The organism is Desulfonatronum parangueonense (genome assembly GCF_054656975.1).
Genome location: NZ_BAAHXH010000003.1, coordinates 3,769,609 through 3,785,871, shown reverse-complemented (window position 1 = coordinate 3,785,871; position 16,263 = coordinate 3,769,609). Strand labels below are relative to the sequence as shown.

Below are 16,263 nucleotides of genomic sequence, written 5' to 3'. Positions count from 1 at the left end.
CCAGGGAGGGTCGACTTCCGATTTCGATTTCGATTTACTGGATTTACATTGTTTTTTCCATGGTGCGCTGGAGGTGCTCCATGGTGGCGTAATCCGTGAAGTCGAAGCGCAGGGGGGTCAGGGTGATGAAGCCCTGGCTGAGCAGGCCGCGGTCTGTGTCCTGGCCAACGTCGATGGGGGGAATTTCTCCGTGCAGCCAATAATACCCGCCTCCACGGGGGTCGATGCGGTGGTCGTGCTTGTCGTGATAGACGGCCTGGGTCTGGGGGCAGAACCGCAAGCCCTGAACGGACGCGAGGTCGCACTTGGGAAAATTCAGGTTCAACAGGCAGCGCTTGGGCAGCGATGTCCAGTCCAACTCCTCAAGCAACCGGGCCGTGTATTCCGCCTGGGGGTCCAGGTTCACCGGGTGGAAGTCGTCCATGGATACGGCCAGGGACGGCAACCCGGCCAGGGCGCCTTCCGTGGCCGCGGAAACGGTACCGGAATACAGGATGTCCACGCCCACGTTGGCTCCGTTGTTGATCCCGGAAATGATCACATCCGGCGGTGATGTCAACAGGGTGCTCAGGGCCAATTTGGCGCAGTCCACCGGAGTGCCGAAAACCCCGATGCCTTCGAATTCAGGTTCCTGAATTTTCTTGATCTTGAGCGGCATGCTCAAGGTGATGGCGTGCCCTACTGCGGATTGTTCGGTCAGCGGCGCCACGACATGCACCGTATGGCCGGCCTTGCGCAGGGCCCGGTACATGGCGCGCAGTCCCAGGGCGTATATGCCGTCGTCGTTGGTCAGGAGGATGTCCATTGTGATCCTACATCCGGGTATTTTTTCTTGGCCTGGGTCAGCCCGAGCTGAAAGGCCTTGAGGTTGGATTCCAAAAAGCGTGGCGAAAGGCTGGTTTCCAGCCCTTTTTTCATGGCCCGGGGAAGTATGAAGGGCACCAGGTGGGCCAGAGCGCCCAAGAGAACCATGTTGGCCGCCTGGGCCATGCCCAGTTTATCCTTGGCCAGGGTGGTGAAAGGCAGTCCCCAGTAGATGTTGGTCGGTGTCTGCTTGACCAGGGAGTCGTCCACCAGCAGGAATCCGCCGTTTTTCAGGTTCCGGTAGTATTGGTTGCAGGCTTCCTGGCTCAAGGCCACCAGCAGGTCGAGCTGTTCCGGCTTGGGATAGCTGATGGGATGGGAACTGATCACCAGATCAGAGCGGCTGGCGCCGCCCCGGGCCTCCGGTCCGTAACTTTGGGTCTGGGCCACGTAATAGCCCTCTTCCAGGGCCAAACCGGCGCCAAGCACCTTGCCCAGGGTCAGTATGCCCTGCCCGCCCAGGCCGGAAAGCCGCAGTTCAAAGCGTTGAATCTCTTGAGGGGATTTCATGATTTGGCACCCTCCAGGCGGGATTTCATCATGGCATACCGCTCTTCAAGCGATGGCCTGGTTTCCTCGGAGATGATGCCGATGGGCGTGCGCAATGCCTGCTCGGCTTCCGGAAGTTTTTGGTACGCATCAATGGGAATGGCGTTTTTCTTGTACCACTTGTACATGTCCACGGTGGTCTTGAACTTGTTCTTGCGGCCATACTGGGTATGGCACGGAGTGAGGGCCTCCACGAGATTGAAGCCGGGGCGCTCCAGAGCCGTGGTGATGACCCGGTCCAGCAGTTTGACGTGCAGCACCGTGCTGCGGGCCACATAGGGCGCGCCCGCGGCCTTGGCAAGCTTGACGATATCGAAGGACTGCTCCTGCTGCCCGAAAGGACTGGTGGTGGAGTAACTGCTCTCCGGCGTGGTGGAGGACGTCTGCCCGCCGGTCATCCCGTAGATATTGTTGTTCAGGATCAAGGCGGTGAGGCCGATATTGCGCCGGGCCGCGTGCAGAAAATGATTGCCGCCGATGGACAATGCGTCGCCGTCGCCCATGACCACGATGACCTTCAGTCTGGGGTTGGCCATCTTGATACCGGTGGCAAAGGTCAGGGCCCGGCCGTGGGTCGTATGCACGGTGTTGAAGTCGACGTAGACCGCGATCCGGCCGGAACAGCCGATCCCGGCCACGATGACCACCTCGTCCTTGGTCAGCCCGAGTTGGTGAACGCTGCGCACCAGGGAGCCCAGGACAATGCCGTGGCCGCAGCCCGGGCAGAGCACATGCGGAAAACGCTTGTTGTGCCGCAAGTAATGATGAATCAATTGAGTGACTTCTGCCATGGTCGTCTACGCCTTTTGGAGCTGTTTGAGAATTTCAGCCGGAGTGATGATTTGCCCGTCGATGCGGTTCAGGGTGCGAATCTGGCTTTGACCATTGTTCACGCGCTTCACTTCCCGGGACATCTGCCCCATGTTCATTTCCGGCACGATCACGGTCCGGCACTGCCGGATCAGCTTTTCCACGGCCGGCCGCGGGAAGGGGAACAGCGTTTTCAGCTTGAGCAGCCCGGCCTTGATGCCCAGTTCCCGCGCCTGCAGCACGGCCAGATGCGCGGACCGGGCCACGCAGCCGTAGGCGATGACCAGAACTTCGGCATCATCACAGGCGGTTTCCTCGACGATCTGGATGTCGTAGAAGAACTGATCGATTTTTCGGAACAGCCGCTGCATCAACTTCTGCACTTCCTCGGGCCGCGAAGTGGGGTATCCGTTGACGTCGTGGGTCAGGCCCGTGACATGGAAGCGGTATCCGTCCCCCAGCGCGGGCATGGGCGGAACCCCGCGCATGGACTCCTCGTAGGGCACGAACCATTCCGGCGGCATGGAGGGTTTGATCCGGGAAAATATCTCAAAGGTGTCCTTGTTCGGGATGTGGATCTTCTCCCGGGTGTGCGCCGTGATCTCATCCAGCAGCAGGATGACCGGGCTGCGATATTTCTCGGACAAATTGAAGGCCGTGACCGTCATGTCCAGGCATTCCTGCACGTCGCTGGCCGAGAGCACGATGATCGAGTGGTCGCCGTGGGTGCCCCATCTGGCCTGCTGCACGTCGCCCTGGGCCGGACTGGTGGGCAACCCCGTACTCGGCCCGCCGCGCATGACGTTCACTATGACCAGGGGCGCCTCGGTCATGCATGCGTACCCGATGTGCTCCTGCATCAGGGAAAAACCTGGGCCCGACGTGGCGGTCATGGATTTGCGGCCGGCCAGGGATGCTCCGATGATCGCTCCCACGCTGGCGATTTCATCTTCCATCTGAATGAATACGCCATCAGGAATTCTTGGCAGACGGTCGGCCATGATCTCGGCGATTTCCGTGGAAGGGGTGATGGGATACCCGGCGAAGAAGGAACATCCGGCCAGAAGGGCGCCCTCCACCACTGCCTCGTTCCCCAGCGCGAATAGGGCTCGCTCTTCCTTGCGCTGACTTTTTTTAACCTTCATGGGCATGGTCGACTTCTTTATTGGCTGTGTTGCGTTTCATTTTCACCACAATGGCGAAATCCGGACAGTGATGTTCGCAAAAACCGCAGTTCCGGCATTCCATTCCCTGGATTGCCCTGGCTTTGCCGTCCGGCCCCAGTTCCAGGACATGACCGGGGCAGAAGGCGACACAAATTCCGCAACCCTTGCACCAGTCCGGATAGATGGAGACTTCAGCTGATTCTTTCTTTTTGGTCATAACCGCGCTACATGCGTTGAACAGGTCCGTCGCCATGAACCCAGCGACTTGGAATGCAAGCCGCGGCCTGCATTGGACAAATTACCCACTCCGTCTATTGCAAAAGACGGAGTTTAGCCCTTAGCTCAACCCTTCAAGGATTTCAACATGGTTGCGCAAAAAAAATTATTCATCCCGGATTTCCAAACCGGCTCAAAGATAGACGAGATTTTCGTCCTGGTGGAAGCCAGGCAGGGGCAGGCGCGAAACGGCCCCTACTGGCAGGTCCGTCTGCAGGATGCCCGAGGGGTGCTGGATGGAAAGATCTGGAGTCCAGCCAGCCAGAATTACCCTGAGCTTCCGGTGGGCGAACTGGTTCGGGTTTGCGGCGCGGTGGATCTTTTCCGGGAACAGATGCAACTGCGCATCGACTGCCTGGAGCCCCTGATCATCGCTGCTGAGGAGATCGACTGGTCGCTCTTTCTGCCGCGCAGCGTCCGGGAACCGGAAGAAATGCTGTTGGAGATCGAAGAATTGTGCAAGCGGGAACTGCTCCATGGGCCATGGCGCAAACTTTGCCGCAAGGTTCTGCGGGAGCCGGAGATCCGTTCCCGGCTGCTCCTCGCTCCCGGGGCCAAAAGCATGCACCATGCCTATATCGGCGGACTTATCGAGCACACCCTGGCTGTCTGCCGTCTCTGCTTGTCCATCAGTGAACTGTATCCCCAGGTGGACAGGGAAATTTTGCTGGTGGCCGCGATATTCCACGATCTGGGCAAGGCCTGGGAATTGAACGCCGGCATCCAGCGCGACTATACTGATCCGGGGCGACTCCTGGGGCATATCATGCTGGGAATAGAGGTCCTGGAGCCGTTCCTGGCCAGGACGGACCTCTCTCCTGGGCTGAAGATGCATTTCAAGCATCTGCTGATCAGTCATCACGGGGAGTACGCCTACGGCTCGCCCAGGAGGCCCAAGACCATGGAGGCGCTCATCCTGCACTATGCGGACAATCTGGACGCCAAGGTGAACATGACCGCCCTGCTCGTTGACGCCCTGCCCGAAGACACTTCCTGGACTCCCTACCAACGCAGCCTGGAACGACAAATGTTCCGCCCGGACCGGACTCCGCGGCCGGAAATCAAGCAACCTTCGGCGCCAAACCGCACAGAACGTCCCGGCGTCCTGAATTTCCTGGATCAAATATGACAAATGAACCGCCCGCTCCGCTCGAGACACAAAGGGCGCCAAGAAAAGATGTAACTACTCAATAACTCCGGGCAGTGAACCATAGAAAAAACACCTGGACCCCGGCCTGCGCCGGGGTGACGACCGAGAGAACTCGCTTTCGAGGTACTCCACTCCGTCATACCGGCGCAGGCCGGTATCCAGGCAGCACGGATCCGCGGTGGTTGGTTGCCCTGCTTTATTGAGCAGTTACGAAAAGATTTTGACTTCCGCAGGAAAGAGGCGGAAGTCAAAAAGGTTTCACACCGAACTGCGATGTTTCTATCGCCCATCTTGGAACGGCAAAGCATATCCAATCACAATCTATCAGGGACAGTGAATGTTCATCACCTTTGAAGGCATCGAGGGCTGCGGGAAGAGCACGCAGAGTCGGATGGTCCGCGACAATCTTCAGGACCGTGGAATACCGGTGATCTGGACGCGCGAACCCGGCGGGTGCGAGTTGGGAGTGCGGTTGCGGGCCATGCTGCTGGGGCGGGAAGGAGCCGACCTGACGGCCCATGCCGAATTGTTCCTGTATCTGGCGGATCGTGCTCAGCATGTGGCTGAGGTCATCCGACCGGCTCTTGCGGCAGGCCATGTCGTGCTCTGCGACCGGTTCACGGATTCCACAGTGGCCTATCAGGGCTATGGCCGCGGCCTGGATCTGGCAATGCTGCACGCCATGAACACGGCGGCCATAGAAGGATGCCTGCCGGATCTGACCCTCATCCTGGATCTGCCCGTGGAAACAGGGCTTGCCCGGGCACGCAGCCGCAACACGGAACAGGGTCAAAGTGAAAGCGAAGGACGTTTCGAGGCCGAGAGCCTGGCCTTTCACCAGCGCATCCGGGATGGGTATCTGGCCCTGTCCGCAGCCCTGAAGACCAGATATGCCGTAATCCCGGCGGACGGCTCCCCGGACCAGGTTTTCGCCAGGATCATGCCGCTACTTTCCTCCAGACTCGGCATGAAGACGGAGTAGTCTTGGTTATGGTTATCTGTTATCTGTTATCTGTATCATTTTATCAATATTTATTTCTGCCCCTGATAACTGATAACTAATAACCAATAACATAAAAAAAGCATCCTCACCCCGGCTTCCGCGCCACGATCCGCGCCATCGCCCGGTCGGGATCCGTCAACTCACCCTCGAAATACTCCAGCCTGTCCCAATCCGCGAAGAATACGGCCAGTTCTCCCGGTTTCAGCAGATGCGCCGGATTGCGCGGCGGACCGTATTTGGTCTGTTCCACCGTGAACGTCTCATAGAAGACGTACCCTCCGGGCCGAACGGCTCGAAGAATTTCCGGCATCAACGGCCTGTGCAGGTAGCGGAAAACAAGAATCGCTCCGAAAGCGTTCTCGGGTAAATGGGTTTCGCCTTCAACCTCCAGGTCCTTCCACCACAGCCTGATCTCGACTTCGGCGTCTCTCGCTCCAGCCCGTGCCTGACGCAGAGCCTGCCGTGAACGATCGCAACAAATGACGGTCAAGCCCCGGCGCGCCGCGAAAATGCCGTTTCGCCCGTCGCCACAGGCCAGATCAAGCACGGGGCCGGGAATTGTTCGCGGGTCAAGCAAAGAGCACCACGCCCTGAGCAATACTGACTCTTTTGCACTGCCTTCTTCTTTCATTATTCATCTCCGCATCAGCTTCAAGATTGCCGTTATTACTCCGTCACTGCGGAATTACCTGCCATTTCGAACTGAAAAGGCACATTTTGCATGTTTCTATCTGTTTTTCAGCCCAAACATTCCCTGAACAGCCAAATACTCTGATAATTCCTGCCGAAATCGTCAACATCTCCGGATTTGCAATCAAAACTGAATAGATTTACGCTTTGATACATGGTTATCGATATTGGCGCCCTGTTGCACGCGAATTATCTGTTGGTCTTTTTTCTTGTTCTAGGCCTTGGTTACCTGATCGGCAACCTGAATTGGCGTGGCTTGGAACTTGGCGCCACGTCCGGGGTTTTGCTGGCGGGCCTGTTTTTCGGGCATTTCGGTTTTCAGGTTCCCCATGCCGTCCAGGAAATCGGGTTCGTCCTGTTCATTTATTCCGTGGGGCTGCAGGCCGGTCCACGCTTTTTCAGCGTTTTTGCCCGGGATGGCCTGAAATATCTGGCCCTGTCCCTGGTCGTGGCCGCCGGGGCCATGGGAGCGGTTCTGTTGCTGGGTAGATTGCTGGGCTTTGGGCCGGGCATGATCGCCGGAATGCTTGCCGGAGCCCTGACCAGCACGCCGACGCTGGCTGCGGCCGAAGCCGGCATCCGGGAAGGGCTGGCCCAGGTCTTGTCCGCCGAGCAGGTGGAAATCCTGCTCGGAGACCTCACGGCCAGCTACGCCATAACCTATCTCTTCGGCCTAGCTGGATTGATCGCCTGCATCCGCTTCCTGCCCCTGCTGCTGCGCATTGACCTGCCATCGGAAGCCGCCAAACTGGCCCAGGATAGTCGGCCGGGATTCAGCCCGGACGAAGGTGAGGAACAGGACCTGGAAGAAACCCGCAGTCTGCGGGTGAGGGCCTTTGAAATCACCAACCCGGAAATCATGGACCGCCCGCTTCGGGATCTTCAATTCGTGCGTACCACCGGATGCGTGATCCAGCAGGTGCACAGAGGCGAGGAAATCTTCCTGCCGGATGCCCAGACAAAACTGCAACAGGGGGACACTGTCTCCGTTGCCGGGCCTCTGCCCAAATTGCAAACCCTGTCCGATTATCTGGGTCCAGGAATCTTCGACGCTCAGCTCCTGGAAACACCCATTGACACGGTGGCCGTGGTCATCAGCAAATCCGGGGTCGTGGGCAAGCGCATCAGCGAACTGCACATTCCGGCAGCCTACGGCTGCTTCATCACCAGAGTCATTCGTACCCAGATCGAGCTACCGATGGATTTGGATTTCCGTATCGAGAAGGGCGACGTCCTGATCGTCACCGGCCTGAAAAATCGACTGGAACGGCTGGTGAACGCTTTCGGCTACGTGGAGCGCCGGTTTGTGCAGACCGATCTTTTGACATTTGCCTTCGGCATTGTCGGCGGGATGCTCCTGGGGCAGATCAGCGTCCAGATCGGCGATGTCGCCCTTGGTCTCGGCACGGCCGGCGGCCTGCTCTTTGCCGGCATCTGCGTCGGCTTTCTGCGCTCCATGCATCCTACGTTCGGACGCGTTCCGCCAGCCGCCCGCTGGATACTGCGGGAACTGGGCCTGCTTTTCTTCATGGCCGGTATCGGTGTCACGGCAGGCGCGGGAATCGTGGACGCCCTGCTCTCCGTCGGCCTGATATTGTTCTTGTGCGGCATAGTGATCACCCTCACGCCCGTGGCCCTCGGTTTCCTCTTCGGACGATACGTGCTGAAGATTCAACCCGTCCTGTTGTTTGGAGCCATCACCGGGGCAATGACCAGCACCCCGGCACTGAACGTAGTCACCCAGGCCGCCAAAAGTCCCATCCCCGCCCTGGGCTACGCCGGAACCTACACTTTCGCCAACGTCCTGCTGGCAATGGCCGGGACCATCTTGATCTATCTCTGAGCAGGCCGGTTCGCACTTGACGATGAAAACCGGACGCTGATCCTCAAGCCAAAGCATATTCGTCTTGAATCAACGTGACAGATTTCGGAACCGAAAATTCCTGGACGATCATTGCCGCTGCGCTTATGAACATGACGATAAAAGGGGGCATCGGCGAAAATACCTGACATGCCATCTCAAGGGATTGCTGTACGATACTTCCGCTTCTTGACCATTTACCGACTCCATCATGTCCGACGCCGCTTTTTGCTATTCGATCGCCCAGGCATGAATCAAAAAAATGAAGTTAGGCTGACGGCATCCATCAGCAAAATTCGAGAAAAATGGGCCTGGGTAGCATAGCCACGGCGTTCCCCGGGATGGCTGATGTGGAAACGCCTTGCTGTGACAAGTCATTCCGGCAAACCGGAATCCAGTGCAGGTGAATGACCAAACTCGGGATGTGCCTATAGTTGCGGCAGACGTTGGTGATTACGGAAACATTAAGGGAGGATGCAGGATGAGCGCACAGACACAAGACCATCATCAGGAAGCGAGCCAGGGATTGTTTTCGGTTGGACGGACCAGGGAATTTGTTGATCATCCAAAGTTTTCCGGGGTAAAGATCGCCGTTTTGGTCCGGGGGGCGGATTCAGACAGGGTAAGTGTTTCGCAATTGGAAATTGATCCGGGAGTGGAAATCCCGATACACATCCATGATCCGCAACTGGATTCCATCTTCGTGCTCTCCGGCATGGGCGAGGCGTATTTCAATGGGGAATGGCGGGTCTTTGGGACGGGGGATCACCTTTTTGCTCCGACCGGTGTGGAACATGGGGTGCGCAATACGGGCAATGAACCGTTACGGCTGTTCATCCACCATAGCCCGCCGTTGCTGTAGCATTTTTTCTATGGTTACAAAATTCAGTTGGATTGACTGTCTTGAGCTGATTTCGTTTTCATGAACAACTCGAGGATCTGTTGTGGTAACCCTTGCTTTTTGATGATTGCACGCCCACCAGGGAGTATCCGGTCGGTGTCTCCGTTTGAACTGTTGCTGTCCTTTTCGTCCTCGTACCTGATACTGGCAAAGAGTTCCTCCAGGCTGTCTTTTCCGTTGAGAAGCACTTCCATGTATGCGGGATTGTCCAGGTTTTTGACAAGCGGAGTATCGGCGATCATCGCCTGTAGTGTTCTTCGCATGGAATTGTTGCCGGTTTTGCGGCGATGGCCTCTTCTCAGGCCGCGGAATAAGCGTTCGAGAATGTTATTGGTCCGCTGAGGGTAGATTGTGACAAAGCCTTGCGGACTGGCTACCATAATGGGGTCGGCAAAGAGCTTTTTACCGTATTTATCAATTTGTTGCTCCATTTTGAGGCAAAGCTGGTCATCAGCCAAACGGCTTTCCTTTTGGAGCCTATGTCGGAACTTTTCAACACCCTGGCGGATGGTTGACATGGCTTCAGACGAACCGTCATCGTTGAGGCCGTTATTTTCGTCCGGCGTGGCAATGCGCATGGCGTTGCGCAGATCGTCAAACACTTCGACGCGCCATCGCAGTTCTGTCGTTGCCTGGACCAATTCGGGATCATTGGCGATGTTGGATATCTTTTTTGCCAAGACGCGCAGAGGTTTGTGGTTATCTTCAAGGCCGCAGGGGTGTTCAAGGAGCCTGGGCAAATACCGGTCTAATTCAAGCATTCGCTCAGTAAACTCCAGCAACGGACGATCAAAGGGAAAGCCATATCCGTTGCCGTTGTTTTTGCCCTGCAAGGCCCATAGCGCCAGAGAATACGCGGACAAAGACGGCAGCATTTCGACATTATGGGGCGGAGTTTTTGTATTCACTGCATCAACCAGCAAGGGTAAATCAGGGCTTTGCCCCAGCGATTGCCGTATTTGCCGAATGAGTGCTCGCAGGTTGGTAGTCGCTGCAAATGATTTCAGGCGGTTTCTCAATCGCGAGTATGCCGGTTCCAGGAAGTCTTTGCCGGCATCACGCAGAAAGTGGAAATGGCAGATGAAGTCGGCAATGCCGGGGAAGGTTTCGTTGACCGCCTTGCAAATGCCGGTGCCCATGTCATGGACGCAGGCAACCGGCGTACCATACGTGTCTTGAATGTTCTTCAGGAACGGTTTGATGTGGACGGCGTTTTCGCTGGGTGCTTTGATGTTGCCCAGAACAAATTGACTCAGACTGTCCAGGCCGCTGAACAAGGTTGGCGCATCTCCTTCATGGGCGGCGTCCAGGTGGAGGACATATCCGCCGGCCATCCGCATTTTCTGGCGGATGCAGGGCGCGGCTTGGGCATGAGCAAGGGCCAGATACTTGATGAACTTGCGGCCCAGGTAGTCGATCTCTGAGAGGCTGATGTGCGTGTTGCGCATTTTCAGTTCAGTTTGCACTTCGTCGAGTGTGCGGAAGTTTCTGAACAGAGCCTGGCCGACAAAGACCAAGACGTCATAGGCCACGTTGCATCGAGTCGGCACCATTCGGAGCAGCGTTTCGGAGCCCATGGCTCGTGAGCATTGAGGGCAGTTAAGTACGGTTTCATGTGCGATGAATGGTCCGGCCATGCTGTAAACAACTTTTCTGCGCGTTTTCTGGACAAGTCGCGGATGGGTGCATGTGCAGTTTTCCTGCTCCGGAACAAAAGACACCACTGGCGGTTTTGGGAATAATGCCGCCGGGGATATTTCCCGTTGCAGAAGCGCCTGACATCGTTTCAACGCCTCGATTGCTTGCGGGCCGTAGTTTCTGGAGTTTTTTTTAACCCGTGCTGCGCAAACAGCTTTTCGATCTGGGCTGCTTTGATGCTCACATGCCTTGTGCGCTTTATATGCATTGCCAGTTCCTCGAAGCTGAGATTGGGGGACCGGATGAATTCCGCCAAGACGAAAACCGCGATCTCGGCAGGAAGCAATTCCGATGGCATGGCCCGATTTGCCGCGGATTGGCGTTGCTTGTCGGCAGTGGTCATATCCTGGGAAAAATAGACGAAAGAACGTCCAATTTTGTCCCGCTGCAACCGCCCCTGCCTGCACAACTGGACAAGCACCGAATGACATCGACAACGCAGTATTTCTCCCAAGGCCTCGGCAGTAATTCCCTTGGGGCTGCGATTGACCAGCCTGACAAGGGTTTTGTTGAGATTGCCTACCCTGGAAAAGCCGATGTCGTCCGAAAACCATAACCCGTCGTGGCCGAACTTGGGAATGCTTTTCAGAGTGTACCATTTGCCATTGTGGGAAAAGCTTCTGTGGTATCCAACCACGCTCAAAAAACGCCGTGTAGAGGGAACTGAGTAGTTGAGTCGAGTTGCAAGGGGTTCGATTTGCCAGCATGGTTGTTCCGAGAAGGGAGGGGCAAGCTTTTGATCTGGCGATAGACAAGAAGACATGTTGGCCTCCTGGTAAAGTATTGCATATCGTAGCGAGAGGGATAGCATCATGCAATACTTTGTCAAATTTCAAGCCAACAAGCTGGATCACGATCGAATTGCCCCCACCTCAAAAACCAATTAAATCATCATTGATTTTAAATAATTGTTTGCAAATTATTAAAAAGGTCGCCGCTCGCGCTTTGGTGAATCACTAAACAATAAGATGAGAAAGTATAGCACAGCTTGCCGCCTAACATACTGAAATTTAACGATCCAACCGTATATTGTAATCATAGCATTTTTTTGTGATCAACCAAGATCATTTCCTGAGGAAACCTCCCTGCTTTGTCGGGAGGGCCTGGAATTCCTGGTTTTCCATCAACACCAGAGTTGCTGATGCATTGACGCGACCCGACAAGACGTTCCGGGTCGCGCCAATGCAAATCGGTTGCGCGGCGGCAGATTGATCGGACAAAGCTGCCCAAATACTCAGGAGTACTGAGATCCCGGTTGGCCCTTGAAAAACTCGTTCACTGTTTCGCTGACATACAGCTTGACCTCTTCCTCTCCTTCCTCCAGCAAAACATTGGATTCGGCGAGCAGGCCCAGATCCTCGGCCACATCTTCCCAGTGCTTTTTCGTCCGGGCAATATCCGGATCTCCAACCTTGAAACGCCTGACAGCTACCCACGACATGTTTACTCTCCTCTTTAGATTTTTTCTTCGTTATCGGCCATTGCGCCGACACAGCTGAAAGTTACCAAAGTAATCCTTTGAACCATCCGCTTGGGTGGCTTGAGGGAAGCGGGCGGTTCATTGTTTTTTTATAACTACTCAGCACATACTGTGCATAACCATTCTTCAGCACTGGATTCCGGCTTTCGCCGGAATGACGAATCGGAGCAAGCCGTTTCTTCGTTAGTCATGCCGGCGAAGGCCGATATCCAGGTCATTTTCTGGTTCTGCTGAGTAGTCACATTTTTTTGTAACCATTCAGCTGCGTTCCGGATTATCTCGAATTGCTACATCCCAACTCCTTCTCCGGCTTCGTGACATCGAACCATTGCTCAAATTAACCTTTATCCGGAGCTTCGGGCGTTCGGCAATGGTTCGAGTGAACAATCCTGGCTCAGTCAGACAGGCAATGCCGCAAAATCGAGACAATCCGGAACCTCCAGCCTTACCCTGAAAGTGCTGAGTCGTTTCCTTTTTTAACCATGCTCCCGCCGGATGAGTCGCAATAATTGCAAGAATGGTGCAAGTCAATTTGGTTGCATTTCCTCATTTCCGGCGATAATTGCAATGGATGCAATGGAAGCTTCAGCGAATGTCGATTATCTTCAAAGGCTCAATAAACTGAGGTCGGTTATGGAAACGTGGTGCAACGAGGAAGAGCCGGAAGATCTGAACGTCTCCATCCTCCTGATTGAATCGGATATTGATCTGGGGAGATCAATGGAACTGGAACTGCGAAGGAGCGGTTTCAAGATCTTCACCGCGACGAGCCACCTGAGGGCGTTGAGCCTGTTGGAGGATCACAGGAACTTAAGAATTGTTCTTGTCCAGGTGGAGGCCACGGATATCGGCGGCTTCGATTTTGTGCACCTCCTGCGGCACCGCAACCGCTTTCAGAATCAGCATCTTCAGATCATAATGATCGGCTCGGGGGAAGATTTCGCCAGATTTCCTGCTGATGACAATTCCATCGACGATTACCTGCTGCGGCCGTATTTTCCCGGAGAACTTTGCTGGCGGGTCCGGAAGGCCCAGAAACATCTGCTTCATCAAAAACAGAACACCACCGTGCACCAGATGAACATTTTCGCCGGCATTTTAACCTCTTCGGGCCTGAAGCGGGCACTCCATGAAGAATTGAACAAGGCTTTCCGCAAGCGCAGCTGCTTTTCCCTGGCCGTATTTGAGTTGCACGGCCTGGAAAGCGTTCATCTCAACCACGGATTGATGATGGCCCAATGGATGGAGCGGGATCTTTCCGCCCAGATCCGCAACAGGCTGCGCAGCTATGACCGGCTGGGCAGGCTGGACTGGGGTCGCTACTGCCTGATCGCTCCGGAGATCGATCAGGAGCACCTTCGGTTGCTGCTGACCCGCTTCAGCCGGCAGATCACCGAATGGAACGAATCCGTCTGCCGCAATTCCCACATCCGGATTCCACTGGAACCGCGAGTTCGCCCACTGACTGTCGTCCCCGAGTTTGAACCGAACCATTTGACCCAGGCCGCCAACGTGTTGTGGGACTGGATTATCCGGCTCGACGGCCAGGTTCCTGTCGCTGCCGCCGATTATTCGAGCATCGTGATGACTTCGGAAATTATCGCGGATGTCCTTGTCGCCGGACAGGACGACTCGGCTCAAACCCGTCTCGCGGTCAAGGAACCAGGCTTGACGCAATCTTTACCTCAATGAACCAATGACGACTGCGCCATCAACCAACCTTCAAGGGGAAGCGCTCTTCCGGCAGGGAAGATTTCAGGAAGCCGCCCATTCACTTCTCGACGACTATCGCAGCGGCAAGAGAACCTTTGCCGTGATCACCCTGCTGATTCAGTCCCTGCGGGCGCTGGGCCAGCACCGGGAAATGGCCGACTTCCTGGCCAAGGCCTTGATGGAATCATCCCTGAGCGTGAACGAACAGGCGGCATTGTACTATCAGCTCGGCCAGTCCCTGTTCCAGGCCAAGGATCTGGTCCAGGCCAAGCAGGCCTTTTGGCAGGCCCACCGCCTGAACCCGAACCACCCGGGTTTGGCTGAGAGACTCAAGGCCATAGGTCACAAGGAAACCCGCCCCCAGCATCGCTACAGCCTGCTGATCTCGTCCGGGGCCCTGGCCGAGCAGCAGCTTGCCGAGCTGACACAGTCCGCCAAACAGAACAACGAAGACCTGGACCAGTTGCTCCTGCGTGAAGCCAAGATCAGCAAGCAGGACTTGGGCGAATCCCTGGCCATGTTCTATGAAGTGCCCTTTGTGGATTTCGATCCGAATATGGATGCCCCGTTTGAACTCCTGGAAAAGCGCAAGCTGGACCCGGAGTATCTGAAACGCTCCGGATGGACACCCCTGGCTGTGGACGGGAACACCATTACGGTGCTGATGGCCAACCCCTTCGATCATGCCCGACTGGATGAAATCCGCTTCATATTCGGAACCAGCCGGATCGAGCCGAAGGTTGCCCTGATTTCGGACATCCATGGGTTCATCGAGCTGTTCTACCGCCGCCTGGGCTCCGAGGAACTGATGGAACTCGGAGATTCGGTGGAAGCCCGGGTCGATGAGGAGGTAGAATCGGACCTTGACCTGGAGACCGGAGTCACGGATTCCGAGGTCGTGCGGCTCGTGAACGCCCTGCTGGTGGAGGCTTGGCGGCGCAATGCCTCGGACATCCATATCGAACCCGACCCGCGCAACCGGTTCTGCTCGGTACGGTTTCGGATCGACGGCACTTGCCATGAGTTTCGCAAAATTCGCGCCGGCATGGCCAAGCCGCTCATTTCCCGGATCAAGATCATGGCCCACCTGAACATCGCGGAGCGCCGTCTGCCTCAGGACGGCAAGATCAAGATGCGCCTGCCCGAATTGGGCAAGATCGTCGAATTCCGGGTGGCCATCCTGCCGACCATTGAAAACCATGAGGACGTGGTCCTGCGCCTGCTGGCCTCGGGCAAGCCTCTGCCCCTGGAAAAGCTGGGCATGTCCGACGACAACCTCGCCAAGTTCAAGAACGCCGTCTATCGGCCCTACGGGCTGATCGTCGTGGTCGGCCCCACGGGTTCCGGCAAGACCACCTCGCTGCATTCGGCCATCAGCTACATCAACACCCCGGAGCGCAAGATCTGGACTGCCGAGGATCCGGTGGAAATCACTCAGGAAGGCCTGCGTCAGGTCCAGATCAATCCCAAGATCGGCCTGGATTTCGCGACCACCTTGCGATCCTTTCTACGGGCTGACCCGGATGTGATCATGATCGGTGAGATGCGAGACGCGGAAACCGCGCATATCGGAGTCCAGGCCTCCCTGACGGGTCACCTGGTTTTCTCCACCCTGCACACCAATTCCGCGCCCGAAACCATCACCCGCCTGCTGGACATGGACCTGGATCCGTTCAACTTCGCGGACTCCCTGCTCTGCGTCGTGGCCCAGCGGCTGATCAAAACCCTGTGCACCCACTGCAAGGAAGCCTATCGGCCCGCCAGGCAGGAAGTGGACGATCTGCAAAAGGAATTCGGGCCGGGATTTGACCAGTACATTCCCATGTCCAGGGAAATTTCCCTGTACCGGCCCAAGGGATGCGGCCAGTGCAACCATGGGTACCGCGGCCGGATTGGCGTTCATGAACTGATGGCCAGTTCGACGCGGATCAAGAACCTGATCAAGCGCCGCGGCCATACTGAGGAAATCCGGGATCAGGCCGTGGCCGACGGCATGCTGTCCCTGAAACAGGACGCCCTGCTCAAAGTGCTGCAGGGCGTGACCGACATGTCCCAGGTCCGTTCGGTGAGTGGGTGGTGACGATTGGCTGTTATTTGTTATT

Annotated in this window: 15 protein-coding genes; 6 read left to right on the top strand and 9 right to left on the bottom strand. The window is 56.2% G+C overall.

Annotated features, from left to right (window positions below):
* Positions 1-43: 43 nt before the first annotated feature.
* Genes surE through ACYQ15_RS16940 form a run of 5 tightly spaced genes read right to left on the bottom strand, consistent with a single transcriptional unit; the run spans position 44 to position 3,606 of the window.
* A complete protein-coding gene (gene surE, locus ACYQ15_RS16960) occupies positions 44-805 on the bottom strand; it encodes a 5'/3'-nucleotidase SurE (protein ID WP_459938682.1) in 762 nt (253 codons plus the stop codon).
* Positions 790-1,374, bottom strand: coding sequence for a 2-oxoacid:acceptor oxidoreductase family protein (locus ACYQ15_RS16955; RefSeq protein WP_459938681.1), 585 nt, complete (start codon positions 1,372-1,374; stop codon positions 790-792). The genes surE and ACYQ15_RS16955 overlap by 16 nt, the downstream gene beginning before the upstream one ends.
* Positions 1,371-2,204: a 2-oxoacid:ferredoxin oxidoreductase subunit beta gene (locus ACYQ15_RS16950; protein ID WP_459938680.1), complete on the bottom strand. Its 834-nt coding sequence runs from the start codon at positions 2,202-2,204 to the stop codon at positions 1,371-1,373. The genes ACYQ15_RS16955 and ACYQ15_RS16950 overlap by 4 nt, the downstream gene beginning before the upstream one ends.
* A 6-nt stretch (positions 2,205-2,210) precedes the next feature.
* Positions 2,211-3,374 carry a 2-oxoacid:acceptor oxidoreductase subunit alpha gene (locus tag ACYQ15_RS16945; RefSeq protein ID WP_459938679.1) on the bottom strand — a complete coding sequence of 388 codons (1,164 nt, stop codon included), beginning with the start codon at positions 3,372-3,374 and terminating at the stop codon, positions 2,211-2,213.
* Positions 3,358-3,606 (bottom strand): 4Fe-4S dicluster domain-containing protein, encoded by a 249-nt coding sequence (locus tag ACYQ15_RS16940; RefSeq protein ID WP_459938678.1) that lies wholly within the window; start codon positions 3,604-3,606, stop codon positions 3,358-3,360. Before ACYQ15_RS16940 ends, ACYQ15_RS16945 begins: the two co-directional genes overlap by 17 nt.
* Before the next feature lie 147 nt (positions 3,607-3,753).
* On the opposite strand from ACYQ15_RS16940, the gene ACYQ15_RS16935 reads away from it, so the two are divergent.
* Complete coding sequence (locus tag ACYQ15_RS16935; RefSeq protein ID WP_459938677.1) at positions 3,754-4,794, top strand: 3'-5' exoribonuclease YhaM family protein; 1,041 nt, start codon at positions 3,754-3,756, stop codon at positions 4,792-4,794.
* A 358-nt stretch (positions 4,795-5,152) separates the two neighbouring features.
* A complete protein-coding gene (gene tmk, locus ACYQ15_RS16930; RefSeq protein ID WP_459938676.1) occupies positions 5,153-5,797 on the top strand; it encodes a dTMP kinase in 645 nt (214 codons plus the stop codon).
* 106 nt (positions 5,798-5,903) lie between these two features.
* Here tmk and ACYQ15_RS16925 read toward each other — a convergent pair whose 3' ends face one another.
* Positions 5,904-6,449 carry a class I SAM-dependent methyltransferase gene (locus ACYQ15_RS16925; RefSeq protein WP_459938675.1) on the bottom strand — a complete coding sequence of 182 codons (546 nt, stop codon included), beginning with the start codon at positions 6,447-6,449 and terminating at the stop codon, positions 5,904-5,906.
* A gap of 213 nt (positions 6,450-6,662) precedes the next feature.
* Here ACYQ15_RS16925 and ACYQ15_RS16920 point away from each other — a divergent pair, with 213 nt between their 5' ends.
* Positions 6,663-8,351, top strand: a complete 1,689-nt coding sequence (locus tag ACYQ15_RS16920; RefSeq protein ID WP_459938674.1) for an aspartate:alanine exchanger family transporter — start codon at positions 6,663-6,665, stop codon at positions 8,349-8,351.
* A 499-nt stretch (positions 8,352-8,850) separates the two neighbouring features.
* Positions 8,851-9,231 carry a cupin domain-containing protein gene (locus ACYQ15_RS16915; protein ID WP_459938673.1) on the top strand — a complete coding sequence of 127 codons (381 nt, stop codon included), beginning with the start codon at positions 8,851-8,853 and terminating at the stop codon, positions 9,229-9,231.
* Positions 9,232-9,254: 23 nt separating this feature from the next.
* Here the strand turns inward: ACYQ15_RS16915 and ACYQ15_RS16910 are convergent, their stop codons facing one another.
* The 3 genes from ACYQ15_RS16910 to ACYQ15_RS16900 all read right to left on the bottom strand — a co-directional run bounded on the left by ACYQ15_RS16910 (position 9,255) and on the right by ACYQ15_RS16900 (position 12,409).
* Complete coding sequence (locus ACYQ15_RS16910; protein WP_459936306.1) at positions 9,255-10,991, bottom strand: hypothetical protein; 1,737 nt, start codon at positions 10,989-10,991, stop codon at positions 9,255-9,257.
* A gap of 65 nt (positions 10,992-11,056) precedes the next feature.
* Positions 11,057-11,605, bottom strand: a complete 549-nt coding sequence (locus tag ACYQ15_RS16905) for a hypothetical protein (RefSeq protein ID WP_459935726.1) — start codon at positions 11,603-11,605, stop codon at positions 11,057-11,059.
* A gap of 597 nt (positions 11,606-12,202) precedes the next feature.
* Complete coding sequence (locus ACYQ15_RS16900; RefSeq protein ID WP_459938672.1) at positions 12,203-12,409, bottom strand: hypothetical protein; 207 nt, start codon at positions 12,407-12,409, stop codon at positions 12,203-12,205.
* 672 nt (positions 12,410-13,081) lie between these two features.
* Here ACYQ15_RS16900 and ACYQ15_RS16895 point away from each other — a divergent pair.
* Both ACYQ15_RS16895 and ACYQ15_RS16890 read left to right on the top strand, forming a co-directional pair.
* Positions 13,082-14,140, top strand: a complete 1,059-nt coding sequence (locus tag ACYQ15_RS16895; RefSeq protein ID WP_459938671.1) for a hypothetical protein — start codon at positions 13,082-13,084, stop codon at positions 14,138-14,140.
* A gap of 4 nt (positions 14,141-14,144) precedes the next feature.
* Positions 14,145-16,241: a GspE/PulE family protein gene (locus ACYQ15_RS16890; RefSeq protein ID WP_459938670.1), complete on the top strand. Its 2,097-nt coding sequence runs from the start codon at positions 14,145-14,147 to the stop codon at positions 16,239-16,241.
* The last annotated feature ends 22 nt before the right edge of the window (positions 16,242-16,263 follow it).